At 37.6% G+C, this 19,548-nt stretch carries 21 protein-coding genes; 14 read left to right on the top strand and 7 right to left on the bottom strand.

Going from position 1 to position 19,548, the window contains the following annotated elements; genetic code table 11:
* Nucleotides 1–251 precede the first annotated feature (251 nt).
* Nucleotides 252–1,010, top strand: a complete 759-nt coding sequence (locus tag FRZ67_RS00100; protein WP_147187580.1) for an SDR family oxidoreductase — start codon at nucleotides 252–254, stop codon at nucleotides 1,008–1,010.
* Between the two features lie 123 nt (nucleotides 1,011–1,133).
* Entirely contained in the window at nucleotides 1,134–2,141 is a 1,008-nt protein-coding gene (locus tag FRZ67_RS00095) for a zinc-dependent alcohol dehydrogenase family protein (protein WP_225975456.1), read from the top strand.
* 124 nt (nucleotides 2,142–2,265) lie between these two features.
* Here the strand turns inward: FRZ67_RS00095 and FRZ67_RS00090 are convergent, their stop codons facing one another.
* The 4 genes from FRZ67_RS00090 to FRZ67_RS00075 form a co-directional block, all read right to left on the bottom strand.
* Nucleotides 2,266–2,715, bottom strand: coding sequence for a pyridoxamine 5'-phosphate oxidase family protein (locus FRZ67_RS00090; protein WP_147187579.1), 450 nt, complete (start codon nucleotides 2,713–2,715; stop codon nucleotides 2,266–2,268).
* 138 nt (nucleotides 2,716–2,853) lie between these two features.
* A complete protein-coding gene (locus FRZ67_RS00085) occupies nucleotides 2,854–3,888 on the bottom strand; it encodes an AI-2E family transporter (protein ID WP_225975455.1) in 1,035 nt (344 codons plus the stop codon).
* A 77-nt stretch (nucleotides 3,889–3,965) separates the two neighbouring features.
* Entirely contained in the window at nucleotides 3,966–5,183 is a 1,218-nt protein-coding gene (locus FRZ67_RS00080; protein ID WP_147187578.1) for a hypothetical protein, read from the bottom strand.
* Nucleotides 5,184–5,269: 86 nt separating this feature from the next.
* A complete protein-coding gene (locus tag FRZ67_RS00075; protein ID WP_147187577.1) occupies nucleotides 5,270–5,863 on the bottom strand; it encodes a Crp/Fnr family transcriptional regulator in 594 nt (197 codons plus the stop codon).
* Between the two features lie 176 nt (nucleotides 5,864–6,039).
* Between FRZ67_RS00075 and FRZ67_RS00070 the strand changes: the two genes are divergently transcribed.
* The 12 genes from FRZ67_RS00070 to FRZ67_RS23525 all read left to right on the top strand — a co-directional run bounded on the left by FRZ67_RS00070 (nucleotide 6,040) and on the right by FRZ67_RS23525 (nucleotide 16,738).
* Nucleotides 6,040–6,522 carry a c-type cytochrome gene (locus tag FRZ67_RS00070; RefSeq protein WP_147187576.1) on the top strand — a complete coding sequence of 161 codons (483 nt, stop codon included), beginning with the start codon at nucleotides 6,040–6,042 and terminating at the stop codon, nucleotides 6,520–6,522.
* Between the two features lie 115 nt (nucleotides 6,523–6,637).
* Nucleotides 6,638–8,629, top strand: a complete 1,992-nt coding sequence (gene nosZ, locus FRZ67_RS00065; protein WP_147187575.1) for a Sec-dependent nitrous-oxide reductase — start codon at nucleotides 6,638–6,640, stop codon at nucleotides 8,627–8,629.
* Between the two features lie 312 nt (nucleotides 8,630–8,941).
* Nucleotides 8,942–9,517: a fasciclin domain-containing protein gene (locus tag FRZ67_RS00060; protein ID WP_147187574.1), complete on the top strand. Its 576-nt coding sequence runs from the start codon at nucleotides 8,942–8,944 to the stop codon at nucleotides 9,515–9,517.
* A gap of 65 nt (nucleotides 9,518–9,582) precedes the next feature.
* Nucleotides 9,583–10,611, top strand: a complete 1,029-nt coding sequence (locus FRZ67_RS00055) for a nitrous oxide reductase accessory protein NosL (RefSeq protein WP_147187573.1) — start codon at nucleotides 9,583–9,585, stop codon at nucleotides 10,609–10,611.
* A gap of 2 nt (nucleotides 10,612–10,613) precedes the next feature.
* Nucleotides 10,614–11,858, top strand: coding sequence for a nitrous oxide reductase family maturation protein NosD (gene nosD, locus FRZ67_RS00050; protein WP_147187572.1), 1,245 nt, complete (start codon nucleotides 10,614–10,616; stop codon nucleotides 11,856–11,858).
* Entirely contained in the window at nucleotides 11,855–12,556 is a 702-nt protein-coding gene (locus FRZ67_RS00045; protein WP_147187571.1) for an ABC transporter ATP-binding protein, read from the top strand. Before nosD ends, FRZ67_RS00045 begins: the two co-directional genes overlap by 4 nt.
* Nucleotides 12,557–12,650: 94 nt before the next feature.
* A complete protein-coding gene (locus FRZ67_RS00040; protein WP_147187570.1) occupies nucleotides 12,651–13,418 on the top strand; it encodes an ABC transporter permease subunit in 768 nt (255 codons plus the stop codon).
* Nucleotides 13,419–13,598: 180 nt separating this feature from the next.
* Complete coding sequence (locus tag FRZ67_RS00035; protein ID WP_147187569.1) at nucleotides 13,599–13,889, top strand: cupin domain-containing protein; 291 nt, start codon at nucleotides 13,599–13,601, stop codon at nucleotides 13,887–13,889.
* Between the two features lie 5 nt (nucleotides 13,890–13,894).
* Complete coding sequence (locus tag FRZ67_RS00030) at nucleotides 13,895–14,299, top strand: group III truncated hemoglobin (protein WP_147187568.1); 405 nt, start codon at nucleotides 13,895–13,897, stop codon at nucleotides 14,297–14,299.
* Between the two features lie 94 nt (nucleotides 14,300–14,393).
* Nucleotides 14,394–15,668, top strand: a complete 1,275-nt coding sequence (locus FRZ67_RS00025) for a PAS domain-containing sensor histidine kinase (RefSeq protein ID WP_147187567.1) — start codon at nucleotides 14,394–14,396, stop codon at nucleotides 15,666–15,668.
* Nucleotides 15,669–15,683: 15 nt separating this feature from the next.
* A complete protein-coding gene (locus FRZ67_RS00020; RefSeq protein ID WP_225975454.1) occupies nucleotides 15,684–16,622 on the top strand; it encodes a response regulator in 939 nt (312 codons plus the stop codon).
* The gene (locus FRZ67_RS23525; RefSeq protein ID WP_262713654.1) at nucleotides 16,601–16,738 is read left to right on the top strand and encodes a helix-turn-helix domain-containing protein; all 138 of its coding nucleotides are present in this window, start codon (nucleotides 16,601–16,603) and stop codon (nucleotides 16,736–16,738) included. The genes FRZ67_RS00020 and FRZ67_RS23525 overlap by 22 nt, the downstream gene beginning before the upstream one ends.
* A 262-nt stretch (nucleotides 16,739–17,000) precedes the next feature.
* On the opposite strand, the gene FRZ67_RS00015 is transcribed toward FRZ67_RS23525, so the two are convergent.
* The 3 genes from FRZ67_RS00015 to FRZ67_RS23515 all read right to left on the bottom strand — a co-directional run bounded on the left by FRZ67_RS00015 (nucleotide 17,001) and on the right by FRZ67_RS23515 (nucleotide 18,627).
* Nucleotides 17,001–17,216 carry a hypothetical protein gene (locus FRZ67_RS00015; RefSeq protein ID WP_147187566.1) on the bottom strand — a complete coding sequence of 72 codons (216 nt, stop codon included), beginning with the start codon at nucleotides 17,214–17,216 and terminating at the stop codon, nucleotides 17,001–17,003.
* 341 nt (nucleotides 17,217–17,557) lie between these two features.
* Nucleotides 17,558–17,860: an oxygen-independent coproporphyrinogen III oxidase gene (locus tag FRZ67_RS23520; RefSeq protein ID WP_225975453.1), complete on the bottom strand. Its 303-nt coding sequence runs from the start codon at nucleotides 17,858–17,860 to the stop codon at nucleotides 17,558–17,560.
* Nucleotides 17,851–18,627: a radical SAM protein gene (locus tag FRZ67_RS23515; protein ID WP_225975452.1), complete on the bottom strand. Its 777-nt coding sequence runs from the start codon at nucleotides 18,625–18,627 to the stop codon at nucleotides 17,851–17,853. The genes FRZ67_RS23520 and FRZ67_RS23515 overlap by 10 nt, the downstream gene beginning before the upstream one ends.
* Between the last annotated feature and the right edge of the window lie 921 nt (nucleotides 18,628–19,548).

Raw genomic sequence — 19,548 nt, 5'->3', positions numbered from 1 at the left:
CTTTAATTGATATGGCTTATCTGTATTGATCCTTTATTCGATATGATGCCAAAATCAATACAGATGAAACGGATTACGGATTCTTCTTTTATTTTGTTCTGGTATCCGTGAATTTCATTTGCAACGCAGGGAACGCTGCCAAATGTATCAAAAGCAGGTATTATAAATATACTTTACAATCAACACAGCAGATGATAGCTGTCATTTATTTTCTGATATATGGTTAATAGCTTTAGCCTTAAAATAATTTTATGGAAAAAATATTTGAAGGTAAAGTTGCGCTTGTAACCGGAGGCAGTTTTGGCATTGGCCGTGCAACGGCAATTGCATTTGCAGGAAGGGGTGCAAAGGTGGTTATAGCAGATATGCTTGATGATAAAGAAAACGATGTTGTAAAATTTATACAAGGCGAAGGCGGAACTGCTGCATTTATTAAATGCAATGTCTCTGTAAGCGCTGAGGTTGGAAAGATGACAGAACAAATAATTTCAACTTTCGGGAAACTTGACTTTGCATTTAATAATGCAGGTGTTGAAGGCGCTACCGCAATAACACATGAGTGCAGCGAAGAAAACTGGGACAAAACACTTGACGTGAATTTGAAAGGAATTTGGTTATGCATGAAGCATGAAATTCCATACATGCTAAAAAATGGAAAAGGAGTTATTGTCAACTGTGCATCTGTGGCCGGCTTAAATGGATTTGTTGGCCTGCCCGCCTATGTTGCAAGCAAACACGCAGTTGTTGGTTTAACCAAAACATCAGCGCTTGAATACGCCAAAAATAATATTCGTGTAAATGCAGTTTGCCCTGGTGTAATTCATACAGCAATGATAGATCGGATTACCGGCAAAGACAAAGAAGTGGAAAAGCAATATACAAGTATGGAACCTGTTGGCCGTATGGGTACTCCTGAAGAAGTAGCAGAAGCAGTGGTATGGTTATGCTCTGATGCAGCTTCTTTTATTACAGGTATTGCAATGCCAGTGGATGGCGGATTTAATGCATAGCAAAAGAAACAGCAACAACGTTTTCTTTTGATCATCAACCATGAATTTATCTTTAAATTATCAGAGCGTATGCTTTGCACAGTGCATCTTTTTTTTATTAATCTATAAAATTAAACCGCAGCTATGCAGCTTCCTGTAACTATGCGTGCAATGATTTTTGAACGATCAAAAAACCCATTGGTACTTAAAACAATTCCGATACCGTTTCCTTCACAACGGCAGGTTTTAATAAAAGTAATTGCATGTGGTATATGCAGAACTGATTTGCATATAATTGATGGCGAACTTACGCGGCCTAAACTTCCGTTGATACCTGGGCATGAGATCGTTGGCATTGTTGCACAAACCGGGGATAATATAAAAAATTTAAAAGAAGGTGATCTTGTTGGAGTTCCCTGGCTTGGTTATACCTGTGGCACCTGCAAATATTGTTTAAATGAACAGGAAAATCTTTGCGACAAGGCAGGCTTTACAGGCTATACAATTGATGGCGGATATGCTGAATACACTGTTGCCGATGAAAAATATTGCTTTCCTCTACCCTCCCTGTACGGCAATGCCTCAGGTGCACCGTTGCTTTGTGCAGGACTCATTGGTTATCGTTCATATAACATGATCAATAAACACGCAATCAATATTGGCATCTATGGCTTTGGTGCAGCGGCACATATTTTAATACAGGTTGCGAAATACCAACACAAAAAAATATTTGCTTTTACAAGAGAAGGCGATACAAAAGCCCGGCAGTTTGCATTACAACTAGGTGCTGCCTGGGCAGGAGATTCGTTACAAACTACTCCTGAAAAACTTGATGCTGCCATCATCTTTGCTCCTGTTGGAAGCCTTGTGCCTAAAGCATTACAGGATGTTGACAAAGGTGGAATGGTTGTGTGCGGCGGCATTCACATGAGTGATATACCTTCTTTTCCCTATCGTATTTTATGGGAAGAAAGATCTGTTCATTCTGTGGCAAACCTTACAAGAAAAGATGGAGAAGAATTTTTGAAGATCGCACCGTTAGTCCCTGTACAAACAGAGATAAAAACTTATCCCTTGGCGCAAGCCAATGAAGCTTTAAATGATTTAAGAAACGGGAATATACAGGGCGCTGCAGTGCTGGTAATGCAGTAATATTTTTAGTAATATTTTTGATACCGGCTTTGGCAAGTATAGCATCGTCCCTTGCGTCGCAAGCACTTTATCAGTATATCTGTTATTAGCTTGTATGCACCTTATCAATAGCAACTCAACTATTCTATTGCTTTTCAAACCTGCCAGTAACTTTTTTTATTTTTATTCTGTACATCACGTGTTTAACTCTTGTACTGTCATCTACTTTACCTGTGGCTGCATGTTCATGTACATGTATAGTGCTGCTTGTCATTAATGAAAAAACGCGACCGAATAATACCTCACGGGCTTCATCAGCTTCTTTATTTTTCAGCTCTTCAAATTTTCCTAATACAACCACACTCTGCCAGTTCCGCATATCTGTCATCATATCCACTTCAAAACATACATTCGGATTTTTACGAAGTATATTCAGCTTCATGCCTTCATTCGTCTGCCCATAAATGTATGATCCGTCATAAGTATAGGTTACCGGTACAATATAAGGCTGTTTGCCATCTGTACAAGCCACTCTTCCAATCACCTGGCTGGAAAGTACATTATTGATTTGCGTTTCATTTAGTGTTCCTAGCATTGTCTAAATTTGAATTCTTATTATAACAAATCTACCCAGCATCACAGTCTTTACTTATGATCACCATCAGCCAAAAGATTGACTGTGCTCATAATTGAGAAAGTCAAAAAATAGAAAAGCTATAATAGTTTTATAATATTACCTGCGACTTAACAGCACGTTAATTGGTTTCCACTCTTCAATATTATCACTAATGATCTTAAGAATGGCTACAAACGGAATGAACAGTATCATTCCCGATACACCCCAAACAATACCACCTGCAATAATTGCGACCAACATAGCAAATGTACTTACATGCAATTGCGTGCCTACCACTTTTGGAAAAATTACATTAGCTTCAAGGTATTGAACAAAAGAAAATACAGCAATCACTCCCACCGGATACAGGATATTTCCTGTCTCCAGCCACACTACTGATATAGGCAATAAAGCGCTTATAAAAATACCGATATAAGGAATGATGGTCATAATGGCACAAAGCATTCCAAAAAGTACGGGATGTTTTACCCCTAATGCAAATAAGCCAATGCTATTAAGTATACCAACTATAAGGTACACTAAAACCATTCCCTTTATGTAGTTAAAATAAGTGTGTATTGTTTGCTGCAGGATATTATCAAGTTGGTGCTGATAATTACCTGGTGTTATCAACTTGATATACTGAACAAAAGTTTTGCGGTGATACATAAACAAAGCAGTATAAACAGGGGTAAGAAAAAGAATAAACAACGTATTGATCGTTGTTTGAAGTGTTGATTGCAGCACACTGCCGATCGTTCCGGAAAATCTTTCAACCCAGTTATTTTTCAGATCAGTGGCTACCCCAATATTATTGCTCATCCAGGTCTGCATTTGCTGAACTGATACTTCCAGTTTGCTAAGTATAGCAGGTGCATCCTCGCTAAATACATTTAATTGCCATGCCAGTAATATAAATAATGAAGAAAAAAGAAGCGTTATTATCAGCAGGCAGGCAGCAATAGCAAGGTATCTGCTCCATCCATGCTTTTCAAACCACTTACATACGGGATACATAACAATAGCAATCAACAAGCCTAAAAAAAGCGGAATAAAAAGTGTTTTACCAAAATATAATATAATAGCAGAAAAAAGAATGATCTGCAAATATCTTAAAACTGGCCAGCCTGGTTGTGTAATAAGTTTCATCATTTTACCGGTGCAAATTGATCAAATAAAAAATGCATAAAACTGACGGAAGTGAACAGTTTGGGTGATAGAGATCAGTTTTATTTCCAGATGTACCTGTTTATAAATGCCAAGCCCAAAAACATGATCACCGCTGCAGACAATAAAAAATAATTAATATAAGCAATGTTATTATACATTATACCATTAACACCCTGCAGCATTAATAATATTTCATTGATAATAATACCGGAGACAAATAAGATCAACCCTTTTTTCAATATAGACAAATATTCTATTTTGGTTATAGTAAGAAAGTACCCAATTAAGAAAATAGAAAGCACACCCAGCAATACAAGGTGCAGATAACCTATAACGATAGGCCTGAATCCATAAGCCACCATATTTAATGAAGGAATAGTTGATCCTGCCTGCAATAATAATTTTATACCAAGTGCTATGCAACTCAATATCCATAGCCATTTCACCGGGTTGCTTATGATATTTGTAATGTCTGTTGCATGCTGTTTTATATGCTTAATCAACATAATAAAGCCAATTATTTGTGCAGCTCCCGAAGCAACGACCAAAACATAAAGCCATAAAGGCATAGGCAGCCATAAAACAGAAAGAAGATAAGCAGGTATTGATGCGGCAAAAAATAACCAGAACATTTTTTTTGATGAGTTTGTATTTACTGCAATGTCTCGATCAATTAACCACTGTATTAACAAACCCATCGCTGTAAAGAAGAACCAGCCGTTGTATTGAAAATGCAGGAAAAAATAAACTGCCGCCAGGTACCATTCCTGCGATGCGATCTTATTTGCCATCATGTACCCTAAAGCAAATGCGCCAAGCGAAGAAACTGCATTGAATACTAATGCGGCTTTAAACCAGTAATGACTGATACTTTTTAGCGGTAACTTATTCAGGTCTCTCCAAACTACGAATGCAAATACGTAGGCATCAAACACAGATAGTGTAGAAAATGAAATTGATACGGCAGCATAACCCTCAAATGGAAAAGAAAAGAGCATACCATAAGCACTGATAAGGTTTATCCAAAGCAGCGCATTATATTTTCGCAAATCAAGGTCTCTCTTTTTGCTTTGAAGGTATTGAACAATAAAAGCCATCAACAATTGCGAAAGCCAGCCTGAGAAAGCGAAATGAGAATGTGCATGCAGTAAAAATTTTTGATCAACAAAGGGTAAAGCGAATGCGATTTTGTATCTTAAAATAATTCCAATAAAACTTACGATCAATAAATTAAGAAATGGAATTTTCATCCAGGTTGATAAAGAAAACTGCTTCATAATTTTTTTCTTGTATGTCGCCAAATGTTATACAGATTAAAGGATTGCGACGCAACAGTTGATGCTACGAAGTGGAAGAGCTGGTATCATAAAAAAACTTTTCCTTTTTCTATATGCAATTCACCACGCTCATGTAGTTTACGCATAATGCGTATTACTGTTTCCGTGCGAAGCCCCGTCATGTCTGCAATTTGCTGTCTTGATAATTCTACTTTGTAAGGCTCATTATTTCTGCAATTATTTTGTTGCTTCAATAAATGCAACATGGTTTTTATTCGGTGCTCAGGCGTTTCACCTGCAATTTCTTTTGAAAGGATTGATTTATTATAAATGCGTGCCGCAAGTATTCTGGTAATACTTAAATGTATATCAGGATATTCTTTGAGTATGTACAAAAAATTTTCTTTGGTTATGCGCATCACCACACATGCTTCGTTTGCAATTGCAGTTGCAGGATATGGTTCATCCAAAAACAAAACAGGCTCACCAAAACTTTCTCCCTTTTTAAATATTCCTTGTATAAACTCTTTGCCATCATCATTGATATTAGCCATACGCACGGTTCCTTCCATTACCTGGTAATAAAATAAAGGCTTATCACCTTCAAAGAAAATAGGCTGATTCTTTTCATACTTTCTAAAAGTTCCGCCCCATGCAAGTAACAGGTCTTGTTGTATCATGTAAACGCCGGATAAAATTGCTTATATCATATTAAATGCAAATTTTTCAAAATAAATCAGCATAAAATATGACAAGAATCATGTATCAATTTTTTGTGTTTTATGATTGCAATCATATCCTCAAGCTATTTCCTGTTCTAATCTTGTACTCCAAAATCAAACTCAAAACACAAATTATGAAAAAGGTATTCGGCATATTCATCGCAGGCTTCTTATTATATGCCTGCAGCGGTGGTACAAAAGAAAACAATGCAAATACAACTGCAAATTCAGATGCAGTAAGTGCAACTGATAACAGTGCAAATCCTTCGTACGATCCCAAAAGAGGCGAAGGCAAGTTTACGAAAGTTGATATTGGTGCAACGCTTGATGCAACAATGGCTGATGCAGGTAAAAAAGTTTATGATGTAAAATGCTCTGCCTGTCACAAACTCACCACTGAAAAACTGGTTGGTCCCGGCTGGTCTGGTGTTACTTCAAGACATGCGCCTGAATGGATCATGAATTTCGTGACCAACACAGATGCAATGATAGATAAAGATCCTGCAGCGCAGGCACAGCTTGAAATTTGTTTGGTAAGAATGCCAAACCAAAATCTTTCCGATGATGACGCAAGACATCTTTTAGAATTCATGCGCAAAAATGATGGTGTAAAGTAAAATGTTTTTGAACCCTGCTGCAATGCTATGTAACACTTGTTGCGTCGCACTCTTCAGCGCTTAGCACATCATTGCGCAATTAATAATAACATCACTAATATCTAAAACGATCAATATGAAAATAATAAAAACAGGTTTGGCAGTAACAGTTGCACTGGCAACTTTGCTTGGCTTTGACTCCTGTAAACCTAAAAATGCGGCAAGCGCTGTAAGTGGCGATGCTGCAGCAAAAGCATACGTTGCCCCGGGAAAGTATGATGAATTCTACAATTTTGTTTCCGGAGGTTTTAGCGGACAATTGGCTGTATATGGATTACCATCCGGCAGGTTGTTCCGCACCATCCCTATTTACTCACAAGATCCCGAAAGTGGCTGGGGCTATAGCGAAGAAACAAAACCCATGCTCAACACATCACATGGTTACATACCATGGGATGATTCTCACCACGCAGAACTTTCTCAAACAAATGGAGAAATAGATGGTCGCTGGATCTTCGTAAACGGCAACAACACACCACGTGTGGCACGTGTAAATCTTTCAACATTCCGCACAGATGAAATTCTTGAAGTGCCCAACAGTGCAGGTAACCACAGCAGTCCATTTATAACATCCAACACAGAATATGTTGTAGCTGGTACACGCTTTAGCATACCAATGGATAATGCAAATGGAGATGTGCCTATTAACACCTACAAACAAAATTTTAAAGGCACCGTAAGTTTTATCAGCGTTGATAAAACAACAGGTAACATGAAAATTGCATTCCAGATTCTTTTGCCAGGTATTGACTTTGATCTTGCCCATGCAGGTAAAGGACCTTCAGAAGGTTGGTTCTTCTTCTCCTGTTATAACAGCGAACAGGCAAACACTTTACTTGAAGTAAATGCTTCACAAAAAGACAAAGATTTTATTCTTGCTGTTAACTGGAAAAAAGCAGAAGAATATCTGGCACAAGGCAAGGCGCAAAAGGTTACAACAAAATATGCCCACAATATATATAGTGAAAAAACGCACTCTGCAACTTCAACCATAGAAACAGAAGTTAATATGCTTGACGCAAAGAGTCTTGAAGGCATGTGCTATTTTATTCCATGCCCAAAATCTCCACACGGTTGCGATGTTGATCCAACAGGTGAATACATTGTTGGTTCAGGCAAGCTTGCAGCATTGATTCCTGTGTTTAGCTTTCAAAAATTACAAACTGCCATTAACAACAAAGACTTCGAAGGAAATTATGGCGGTATCCCTGTAGTTAAGTACCAGTCTGCATTGTACGGCGAAGTACCAAAACCAGGTCTTGGTCCTTTACATACAGAGTTTGATGGCAAGGGAAATGCATACACTTCATTCTTTGTTTCTTCTGAAATAGTAAAGTGGAATGTAAAAGATTTGAAAGTATTAGATAGAGCCCCAACTTATTATTCTATTGGTCACTTGTGTGTGCCCGGTGGTGATTCTAAAAAACCTAATGCAAAATATGTTATTGCTTATAACAAAATAACAAAAGACAGGTATTTACCAACTGGTCCTGAACTTACACAAAGTGCACAGCTATTTGATATCAGTGGTGATAAGATGCAATTGATACTCGACTTTCCAACTGTTGGTGAACCGCACTATGCACAGGCTTGTCCCGCAGATCTTATCAAAAAGAACAGTGTGAAGTTTTTCAAAATAGAAGACAATGCCAATACATATGTTTCTAAAGGTGAAGGTGAAACAAAAGTGGTAAGAACAGGAAAGAGAGTAGATGTGTACATGACCGTTATTCGTTCTCATATAACTCCTGATAATATTGAAGGCATTAAAGTGGACGATGAAGTTTATTTCCATGTTACCAATCTTGAACAGGATTGGGATATACCACACGGTTTTGCCATCAAAGGAAACAACAATGGAGAATTACTTGTAATGCCCGGCGAAACACAAAGTGTAAAATGGTTACCCGCAAAAACCGGTATCTATCCAATGTATTGTACAGATTTCTGTAGTGCACTGCACCAGGAAATGCAAGGCTACGTAAGGGTTTCAGCTGCAGGTAGCAATGTGCCACTTTTGTTTAGCACGGGTAAAAATCTTCCCCCGGCAGATAGTACAGCAAAATAATACACATGAGAAAAAGGAGTAAGTCAGTTACTTACTCCTTTTAAAAAGTTCATTGAAAAGTTTTTTTATTATGAGCCCTGCAATAGTACTTGTAGCATCGTTGGTTGCGTCACTCACTTGTACATTCAGAACTATTTTGAACAATGTGAAAAGCGAGAGGTGAAAAGCAAAACATTTCTGCACGTTTATTTTTCACTTTTGACCTTTCACTTGCTGATATATGCAATACAGCACAAGAGTGCGACGCAACAACAGCCGTATAGCAATCCTGCTGTTGGTTTCATAAAAAACTTCACTATCAAAACAATTAACATGAAAAAGATTATAAAAATATTTTCACTCGCTTTGGTCACAGGAATTTTTTCCTGCAACAACAATGCAACTGAAGATGCAACAAACACAACAGCAGCAGTAAGCACAGAGCAGGCTGCAACAGGCGGACAGGAAAATGTGCAGGACGATGAGTCTGAAAAAAATGTTGTGAAGATTGCAATGGGCTCAAAAGATCATACAACACTGGTGGCTGCTATTAAGCAGGCAGACCTTGTAACATCCCTTTCCAATGCAGGGCCATTTACAGTTTTTGCACCAACCAATGCAGCATTTGATGCACTTCCGGCGGGCACTGTAGAGGGTTTGATGAAAGATGATAAGAAAGCAGACCTCCAAAACATTTTACAGTATCATGTTTTTCTATCAGCATTAAAAGCAGAAAGTTTAACAGACGGTCAAACACTTGGAATGGTGAATGGAGATAATGTAACAGTTAGTGTGAAAGATGGTAAAGTTACATTGAATGGCAATGCACATATTGTTGCATCTATTCCTGCATCTAACGGTATTATACATGTAATAGATGCAGTGTTATTGCCGCCTGCTAAAAAATAAACATGATCTAAAGCTGTTAGGTTTTTAAAACCAAACAGGTCTGAAAGAAAAGTAAAAATTATTTTATGAAAAAAATGTTGCCATTGTGGATGCGTGTGATAATATTTATTTGCGCATTGGCACTTGTTGGTGTATTGTTTATGCCGTTCTGGAGAATAGAGCTGGATGCACCGCAATATCCTGAAGGTTTATTATTACAGATCTATACCGGCAAACTGGGTGGGGATGTTGACATCATTAATGGCCTCAACCATTATATAGGAATGAAGACCTTACATGCAGCAGATTTTTTTGAATTCAAAATATTGCCATATCTCACTGCAGGCTTTGCCGCACTGTTTATATTTACTGCATTCAGAGGGACCAGCCGTGCATTGCGTTTTTCATTTATCGCATTGCTGGTATTTGGTGTTGTTGCTATGACAGACTTTTGGAAATGGGAATACAACTATGGTCACAATCTAAACCCTGAAGCAGCTATCAAAGTTCCCGGCATGGCTTATCAGCCGCCATTGATCGGTTATAAACAACTGCTGAATTTTGGAGCATATTCTGTTCCTGATATAGGTGGATGGATCTTTATTGCGACAGGCGTTATAATTGGTGCGTTAATGTTTTATGACATTATCTTAAAAAAGAAAGAAAAAAAGGTTTTAAAAGTGAGTTCAAAGATGGCTGGAATAGTTGCCGTAATGTTTGCAATTTCTATTACCTCATGCAATACACAGCCGCAGGCAATTGAAGTTGGAAAAATGAATTGCGACTTCTGCAAAATGACAATCATGGATACAAGATTTGCATCAGAACTTATTACTACAAAAGGCAAGATATACAAGTTTGATGATACGCATTGCCTGCTCTCCTATTTGCATTCAGGTAACATGGAAAAAAAAGAAATAAAAGAAATTTATTTTGTTGATTACAGTAATCCAAAGGAATTTATTCCATCAACTGCTGCATTTCTTTTAAAGAATGAAATATTGCATAGTCCTATGAACGGCAATATTGCTGCATTTGGCAATACTGATGAAAGAGCAAAACTGCATGCACAAATAAACGGAGATACTATTACCTGGAGCGATCTATATAACTAATAATGCGAAATATTTTTATCATATTATTTTTCTTTACTGGTAATCTTTTATCCATAAATGCTTTTGCTTCTACACTTCATATTGGCACCAAAGAAAAATTTTCTGCAATAAAGCAAGCGCTTGGGATTGCTAAAGATGGCGATACATTAATAGTGCATGGAGGGGAATATCATGAACAAAATATAGTTATTGATAAGAAAATTTATTTGAAGGGGATAGACAAACCTGTGCTGGATGGTGATGGGAAATACGAAGTACTAACAGTGCATGCGAACGATGTTTTAATTGAAGGGTTCACCATCCGGCGCACAGGTTTTTCCAGTTTGAATGAATTGGCTGGCATAAAAATTTACAATTGCAGGAATGTAACTGTTACGCATAATACTTTTAAAGAAGTGTATTTTGGTATTTACATACAAGGCGCCATTAATTGTATAGTAAGAGATAATGAGTTAAGTGGTAATGGTGGCACAGAAACAACCAGTGGCGACGGCATTCATTGCTGGAAGAGCGATAGCCTGCAGATCACGCATAATACTATTCATCAATTTAGAGATGGCATCTACCTTGAATTTGTTACCTCATCACTTATCTGGAGAAATACCAGTGAAAAAAACATACGTTATGGCTTGCACTTTATGACGGCGCATAACAATGCTTACATCACCAACATCTTTCGTTTTAATGGTGCAGGCGTTGCGGTTATGTACACACATGGCGTAAAGATGTTCAACAATTATTTTGAAGACAATACCGGGGATGCAGCCTTTGGTTTGTTACTGAAAGAAATTTCCGATAGTAATATTTCCGGCAATCATTTCATGAATAACACGAGTGGTATTTTTATGGAAGGCGGCAATCGCATCGTGGTGCAACGCAATCTTTTCAAAGGTAATGGGTGGGCTTTAAAGATAGAAGCCAACTGTTCAGATGTTGCTGTTAGTAATAATAACTACCTGGCCAACACATTTGATATAAGTACCAACGGAAGCCTTGTATTAAATACGTTCAACAATAATTACTGGGATAAATATGAAGGCTATGATATTAACAAAGACAATATTGGCGATGTTCCTTACAGACCTGTAAGCATGTATTCAATGCTGGTAGAACAAAACCCAACATTAATGATGCTGTACAGGAGTTTTATTACAACATTAATGGATAAAACAGAAAAAGTATTACCCAGTCTCATTCCCGAAGATTTGATAGATAACAGGCCACTCATGAAACCATTACCATTATGATCATCGCAAACAATGTAAATAAATCATTTGGCAAGCTGCAGGTATTGAAAGATGTATCCGTTAACTGCGAAGAAGGGCAATGCATTGCATTGATTGGTCCTAATGGAAGCGGTAAAACAACTTTTATAAAATGCCTGCTGGGTATGGTTGTACCCGATAATGGCTTTATCACTTTTAAAGGCAGCAACATTATACACGATTGGGAATACAGGAAACATATTGGTTATATGCCACAAATAGGCAGGTATCCTGATAACATGACCATCGCACAGGTTTTTGAAATGATGAAAGACATTCGCAAACACAAAACGAATATTGACGAAGAACTGATTCATGCGTTTGGTCTTGATAAACTAATGCAGAAACGTATGCGTACCTTATCTGGTGGTACCAGACAAAAAGTAAGTGCCGCACTTGCATTCTTATTTAATCCTGATGTATTGATATTAGATGAACCCACTGCAGGGCTCGATCCCGTTGCATCAGAAATTTTGAAAGAAAAGATCATCGCAGAAAAACAAAAAGGTAAACTTATTTTGATCACTTCTCACATACTTAGCGAACTCGATGATCTCATTACGCAGGTTATGTATTTACAGGAAGGTCAGTTACGTTTTCATAAGTCCATTGAATTATTACGTAAAGATACAGGTGAAGAAAAACTGGCAAAAGCAATAGCAAGAGTGATGCAATCGTGAAACGTGAATCGAGAATAAATATCAGTTAACAGTAAGCTTCTTCAAAGTCCCTCTCCTTTGGAGAGGGACTTAGGGTGAGGTTAAAACAAGGTAAATGAAAAAAATCATAAAATATGTAATGCTTGACATACTGCGCAGCAAGATCATCATTGGCTATACTTTGTTTCTGCTTGCGGTATCATTAAGTGTCTTCAGCCTGGAAGACAGCAGCAGCAAGGGTTTAATCAGCCTGTTGAATATCATCCTCATAATTGTGCCGCTTGTTGCCATAATATTTTCTACCATTTATGTCTACAACAGCACTGAATTTATTGAGCTGCTGGTAAGTCAGCCTGTTAAAAGAAGAACCTTGTGGCTAAGTATTTTTATTGGTCTTTCCTTTGCATTTCTACTGGCATTTTTTATCGGCGCAGGCATTCCCATTTTATTGTATCAGCCCGATGCCACAGGAATAACAATGCTTTTAACAGGCATGCTGCTTTCCGTAATTTTTGTTTCCATTGCATTACTCGCATCTGTAAAAACAAGAGATAAAGCCAGAGGCATTGGTCTATCCATTTTATTGTGGTTTTATTTTTCCATCATTTTCGATGGGCTGGTTTTATTTATATTATTTCAATTCCAGGATTACCCTATGGAAAAACCCATGCTCCTTTTTTCAGCCCTAAACCCAATTGATCTTACCCGGATACTTATTTTATTACACATGGATATGTCAGCACTCATGGGTTACACAGGCGCTATATTCAGAAATTTTTTCGATAGCGCAACAGGCTCTGTAATTGCTTTATTCATTTTATTGTTGTGGGCATTTTTGCCATTGTGGTTTTCTGTAAGAAATTTTTCCAGGAAAGATCTTTAGATATTTTGTTTACGGGCTACGGTGCAGGTGGCATCGCCGGTTGTGTCACTCACTTGTACATTCGGAAAAGCCGTCGACAGTTGACAGTCGACTGTCGACAGAGGGATAAACAGTACAAGTGTGCGACGCAACGAAAGTATCATAGCATTACTAAAGCATGGCTCAAAAAAAATTATTATTATGAAAGTAGAAAATATTTACCAGCAGGCAATACATGATAGCATTAGTAAAAAGCAATTGTATAAAAATGAACGTTTCCATGTTTTACTGCTGCAAATGAAAGAAGGCGAATTATTAAAAACACACACCTCTCCCACAGATGCATTCTTACTGGTATTAGATGGAGACATATTATTTTTGCTGGTAGAAAAAGAATACCTGTTGAAAAAGGGTGACAGCTTTACCTTTAGGGCGGGAGAGAAACATGCAGTGCAGGCATTAACGGATACTTCTTTCTTACTTGTAAAATAAATGCTATGAAAAAAGACATTGAAAATATTGAGGATATAAAACTTTTGATAAACAGCTTTTATGATAAAGTGAAAGCAGATAAAACCATTGGCTATATATTTAATGATATTGCTAAAGTAAATTGGGAAAAACATTTACCGGTGATGTATAATTTCTGGGAGAATGTAATATTTTTTACCGGCTCTTATAATGGCAACCCAATGACGGCGCATGTTAAGATGCATAGCATAGTGCATTTTACTACAGATCATTTTGAGCAGTGGATAAAATTATTTACATCTACCGTTGACCGGCTTTTCGAAGGCGACAAAGCTGAGCTTGCCAAGCAAAGAGCTATAAGTATAGCCACAGTTATGCAATTGAAGATATTACACGAAAACAGCCCGATACAACAGATAAATAAAACATAGTTCCCTGCTTCATAAACTCACATGAATTATTCTGCCGTTTATGCTGTAATTTCCCTGTAAATTATATTTGTAAATAACAAGGGAATGAATCAGTATGAAGGATAATAACGACAAGCAAATTGTTTCAATTTCTGTTGACGGCAGTCAGCAGCTGGAAGCACTTTTTAATTTTGCTTCCATTGGTATTGTTGTAACGAACCATAACGGTGAGATTCTTAACTTTAATAAGTTTGCAGAGAACCAGTTTGGCTACACGAAAGAAGAGATAGTAGGGAAAAGAGTTGAAGTACTCTTACCACAGGCAATACATTCGCGGCATGTAAATTATCGCCACCAGTATTATGAACATCCTGAGCCAAGAGTAATGGGCCATGGCAGGGATCTTTATGCAACCAATAAGAATGGCGGTACTTTCCCCGTGGAAGTAAGTCTTAGTCATTACAAAATAGGGAACGAAACTTTTGTAATTGCTTTTGTAATTGATATAACCGTTCGCAAGAAGCAGGAAAGTCTTGTATTGGATCAAAAGAAAGAGCTGGAAAGAGTAACTACAGAGATCAGGGAAATGAATAGCGAACTGGAACAAAAAATAGACGATCGCACAAAAATGCTGCGGGAAGCATTGGTAGAGCTTGAAAAATCAAAAGAAGAACTTAGCGAAGCTTATGAAAATGAAAAAGAGTTGAGCGAATTGAAATCAAGATTTGTAACCATGGCTTCTCATGAGTTCAGAACTCCTTTAAGTACTATTCTTTCCTCGGCTTACCTGCTTGAAAAATATACCGAACAACTACCCGATGAAAAAATAAACAAACATATACTTCGCATCAAAGCTGCAGTAGGCGGTATGAAAAGTATTCTGGAAGATTTTCTTTCGCTGGGTAAACTCGAAGAAGGCAGGGTAAAAGTGCAGATGGAAAAAACAGAGGCTGTAACCGTAATTGAAATAATCCGGAACGTAATACAGGAAATGGATGGTATGCTAAAAACCGGCCAGCACATTCAGCTTAACGATTCTATTTATAACGATGTATTGGTTGACAAGCAGCTTTTAAAAAATATTCTCATCAACCTGGTATCAAATGCAATTAAATTTACACAGGAACACTCAAGCATTAATATCTCCTGCGATCTATCAGATGTGGATCTTATTATTGCCATCAGGGATAATGGCATTGGTATTTCACAGGAAGACCAGGAGCATTTGTTTGAACGTTTCTTCAGGGCAAAAAATGCAGCAAACATACAGGGCACAGGGCTTGGATTGCATATAGTAGCCAAATATCTTGAGCTGATGAATGGAAGAATTGAAATTAAAAGCAAACTTGAAGAAGGTTCAGTATTCACCATTTATATTCCACAAAATTAATTTTCAACTGAAGGCATGAAAACAATTCTGATCATAGAAGACAACATGGAAGTAAGGGAAAATACCGCAGAGATCGTGGCACTTTCCAATTATAAAGTCCTTACTGCGGAGAATGGAAAACAGGGCGTAGAAATTGCTTTGAAAGAATTACCAGACCTCATCGTATGCGATATTATGATGCCGGTGCTGGATGGCTATGGCGTGCTTCACCTGTTAAGTAAGCACAAAGAGACATCTGCCATTCCTTTTATTTTCTTAACAGCAAAATCAGAAAAAACAGATCTGCGAAAAGGTATGGAAATGGGCGCCGATGATTATATAACAAAGCCATTTGATGGCATTGAATTATTAAATGCAATAGAAGCAAGACTAAAAAAGGCTTCATTGGTAAAAAACCGTTATGAAGGCCCGGGAGCAGTAAATGATTTTCTTGCAGATGTTCAGAAAACCGGTAAGGTTAAACTTGTATCAGATGAACGCGAAGTAAACGCTTACAGTAAAAAATACTCACTTTATAAAGAAGGGCAGCGCCCCCGTGCTGTGTACCATATTATATCAGGCAAGGTAAAAACAGCAAGGTGCAATGATGATGGAAAAGAATTTATCACGGGCATATACGGGCCGGGAGATTTCTTTGGCTACACACCTGTAATGGAAAATACAAGCTATAAAGAAGAAGCGCAAATACTGGAAGATGCACAGTTAATGCTTATACCACGTGAAGATTTTCTTCAACTCATATCAGGCGATATGCAGATAGCACAAACATTTATAAAGATCATTACACAGAATATAGCCGAGAAAGAAGAAAGCCTGCTAAACCTTGCTTATAATTCATTAAGAAAAAAAGTTGCGTTCGGCCTTATACAGTTATTGGAAAATACCGCACAGAGCAGGAAGAAAATCCAATACTCAATCTTTCCCGCGAACACATGGCACAATCAGTTGGCATAGCTACAGAATCACTGATAAGAACGCTTGGAGATTTTAAAGATGAAAAGCTGATAGATATTCAACATGGTAAAGTAATCATTACAGATGAAAAAAAATTGAGGAACCTGCCTTATTAATTTTTAGGTACCCGGCTTTGTTTTAACTGAAGTATCTATTATTTTAGTTTCAGTTAATACTGTAGATATATTGTAAGTCAGCTACAGCATTTTATGGCATCTTCGTTGCGTCGCACACTTGTACTGTAAAATAGCTGTGAGCTTTTAGCTGCGAGCCACGAGTGAAAGACCCGAAGCTCAAAGCTCGCCGCCCGAAGCTGAAATGTACAAGTGAGTGACACAGCGATGCTGAAGTGACCGTTGTTGCTGGACACAAAAAAAATTATTCTTTCACCGGCGGAAGTTTCATTTCAGAACTGATAAATTTTCCTGCATTGTTCTGCTCTTCCAGTGTCCAGTTTTCTGTGAGCGAAATCGTATTCCACACATTTCCGGATTTTCGTGATATCTGCACAAGTAAACCCAACTGTTGTATGCAATCATCTTCAACCTGTGCAATGGTGCGTTTGTTTTCTATTCTAAGTTTTACTGGCATCATTGCATTGGTTATATTTTTATACTGTCCTGAGGTAAAACCTTCCTGGATTTTTGCAAGCTTTGACTATTGCTTTGCAGTTTTGAGAATTCTATTTTCAGAAAGGGATAAAAACTGCTAAAAATTTCCTGTATGTCTGATACCAGTGTGTCTTCTGTGATTAATATTTCCCTGGCCTGGTTTGTCATTTTTGAAAATAGTTACGCTTGTCTTTGTAATTTTTATGCTTTAAGTCGCTCTGTATGGTTACTGATTTTACAAAGCTATAATGTTGTAAAGGCTAAATAATTAGCCTGCATCACCTGCCGTTATGATTGTGATCAGCAAAGAAAAAAGCCTGCAGATCATATAGCTTTGCTAAATAAAAGTTTTTCATTTTCAATTTTATTTCGCTGCAGATGCAAATCAAACGCACTGCAAATATTCCTTATAAAATAATGTCCCTTCTCAGTTAACACGCAACCATCTGAATCAAACTGAACAAGTCCATCCTCCGCCAGTAATGATAGCTGAGAAAAACTGTATTCTTTCAGCAAAGGCAACTGCTCTTCTGCGAAAGTTGTTTTACCGATACAGCTTATATCTTTTATATTTTTCCTGAAAAGCAGGTCTTCCTGATTAAGTATGTAACCTTTTTTTATAGGCAATTATACTCTTCAAGAGCAGTGTAGTAGCCGCTTAATGTTTTATCATTCTGGGCAAACGCAGTGCCTGCATCACTTATAGCTGATACACCAAGGCCCAGCAGCACGCTGGTATGTTGCGTGGTATAACCCATAAAATTCCTGTGTAAACTTCCGTCTATACGTGCTTTATACAATGCATCATGCGGTAAAGCAAAATGATCCATACCTATATCTGCATAACCATTTTCAAGTAATAGTTGCTTGCCGGTCAGGTATAATCCTATTTTATCTTCAGCAGATGGAAGGTCTGTTTCATCAAAGAGGCGTTGTGCTTTACTTGTCCAGGGCACGTGTGCATAACTGTAAAAAGCAATACGATCGGGCATTAATGTTATTACCTGTTCTATTGTTTTCTTTATACTATCTTTTGTTTGAAAAGGCAAGCCATAGATAAGATCAAAATTCACAGAAGTAAACCCAGTTGCTCTTGCATTTTCAGTTGCCGATTTTACATGTTCAAACGGCTGAATGCGGTTTATGATCTTTTGCACAGTTGGGTCATTATCCTGCACGCCATAGCTAATGCGCCTGAAACCTAGTTTATATAAAGTTTCTAATTGTTCAATGGTTGTATTATTAGGGTGGCCTTCTATGCTAAACTCATGCAAGGGATGAACGATGGTATCTTTTAGAACTAGTTGAAGTATTCTTTCCAGGTTGGTGGCAGAAAAAAATGTGGGTGTGCCTCCTCCGAGATGTAATTCTCTTATTACCGGCGCCTGTTGCATCAGCTCCCTGTAAAGTTCCCATTCCTTTTCTAACGCAGCAATATATCTTTCTTCTACGCTGTATTAGTTGTAATTTTTTTGTTACAACCGCAATAGGTGCAAAGACTTTCACAAAAGAAGATGCAGGTAAAGGCTGATACCCTGACCGTTCGCTGCTGCAAATTTTGTTTGAATAATATTTTTCCACTCTCCTGTGTCTATTGTTTCCTTCCACGAAGGAACAGTTGGATAGCTTGTATACCTGGGAACAGGCTGTTATATTTCCTTATCAATGCAGCAGGTACATCAAAATCATTTTTCATCGTACGAAAATAGAAATGCTTTCTGCCAAACAATATGATTCTGGTCAGCCTCTTTCCTGGGTTACATGACCATGATCATGTTTATAGTTGAGACGCATCAGCAACGCAGGCGTTCATTGAGGATAGCTTTGCAGCGTTTACATAAAATCAACATGGACCAACAGACTATTCATCAACAAACAACCTGTTATCATTGTGGGGAAGATTGTGGTAAAAATCCACTGGTGCTTACGGAAAAAATTTTTGCTGTGAAGGTTGCAAAATGGTATACGGCATATTAAACACAAATGGCCTGTGTGATTATTATTCCATTTCAAAAAATCCCGGTAGTAACAGAAAGGTAGTTGTACGAAAAGATAAATTCAATTTTCTTAATGATGAAAAGATACAGCGCTCTCTTCTTGATTATACCGATAAAACCCAATCCCACGTTACCTTTTACCTGCCCCAAATACATTGCAGCAGTTGCCTGTGGTTATTAGAGAATCTACACCGGCTTAATGAACATATTATAAGCAGTAAAGTAAATTTTGTAAAAAAAAGAAGTAAGTATAATATTCAACCATACAGGCATTTCTTTAAAACAGGTAGCAGAACTACTTACGAGTATCGGATACGA

The sequence above is a fragment of the Panacibacter ginsenosidivorans genome (assembly GCF_007971225.1).
In the GTDB taxonomy this organism is placed as follows: Bacteria; Bacteroidota; Bacteroidia; order Chitinophagales; family Chitinophagaceae; genus Panacibacter; species Panacibacter ginsenosidivorans.
Note: the sequence above shows the minus strand (reverse complement) of the source record. Positions and strands in the feature narration are given on the sequence as shown.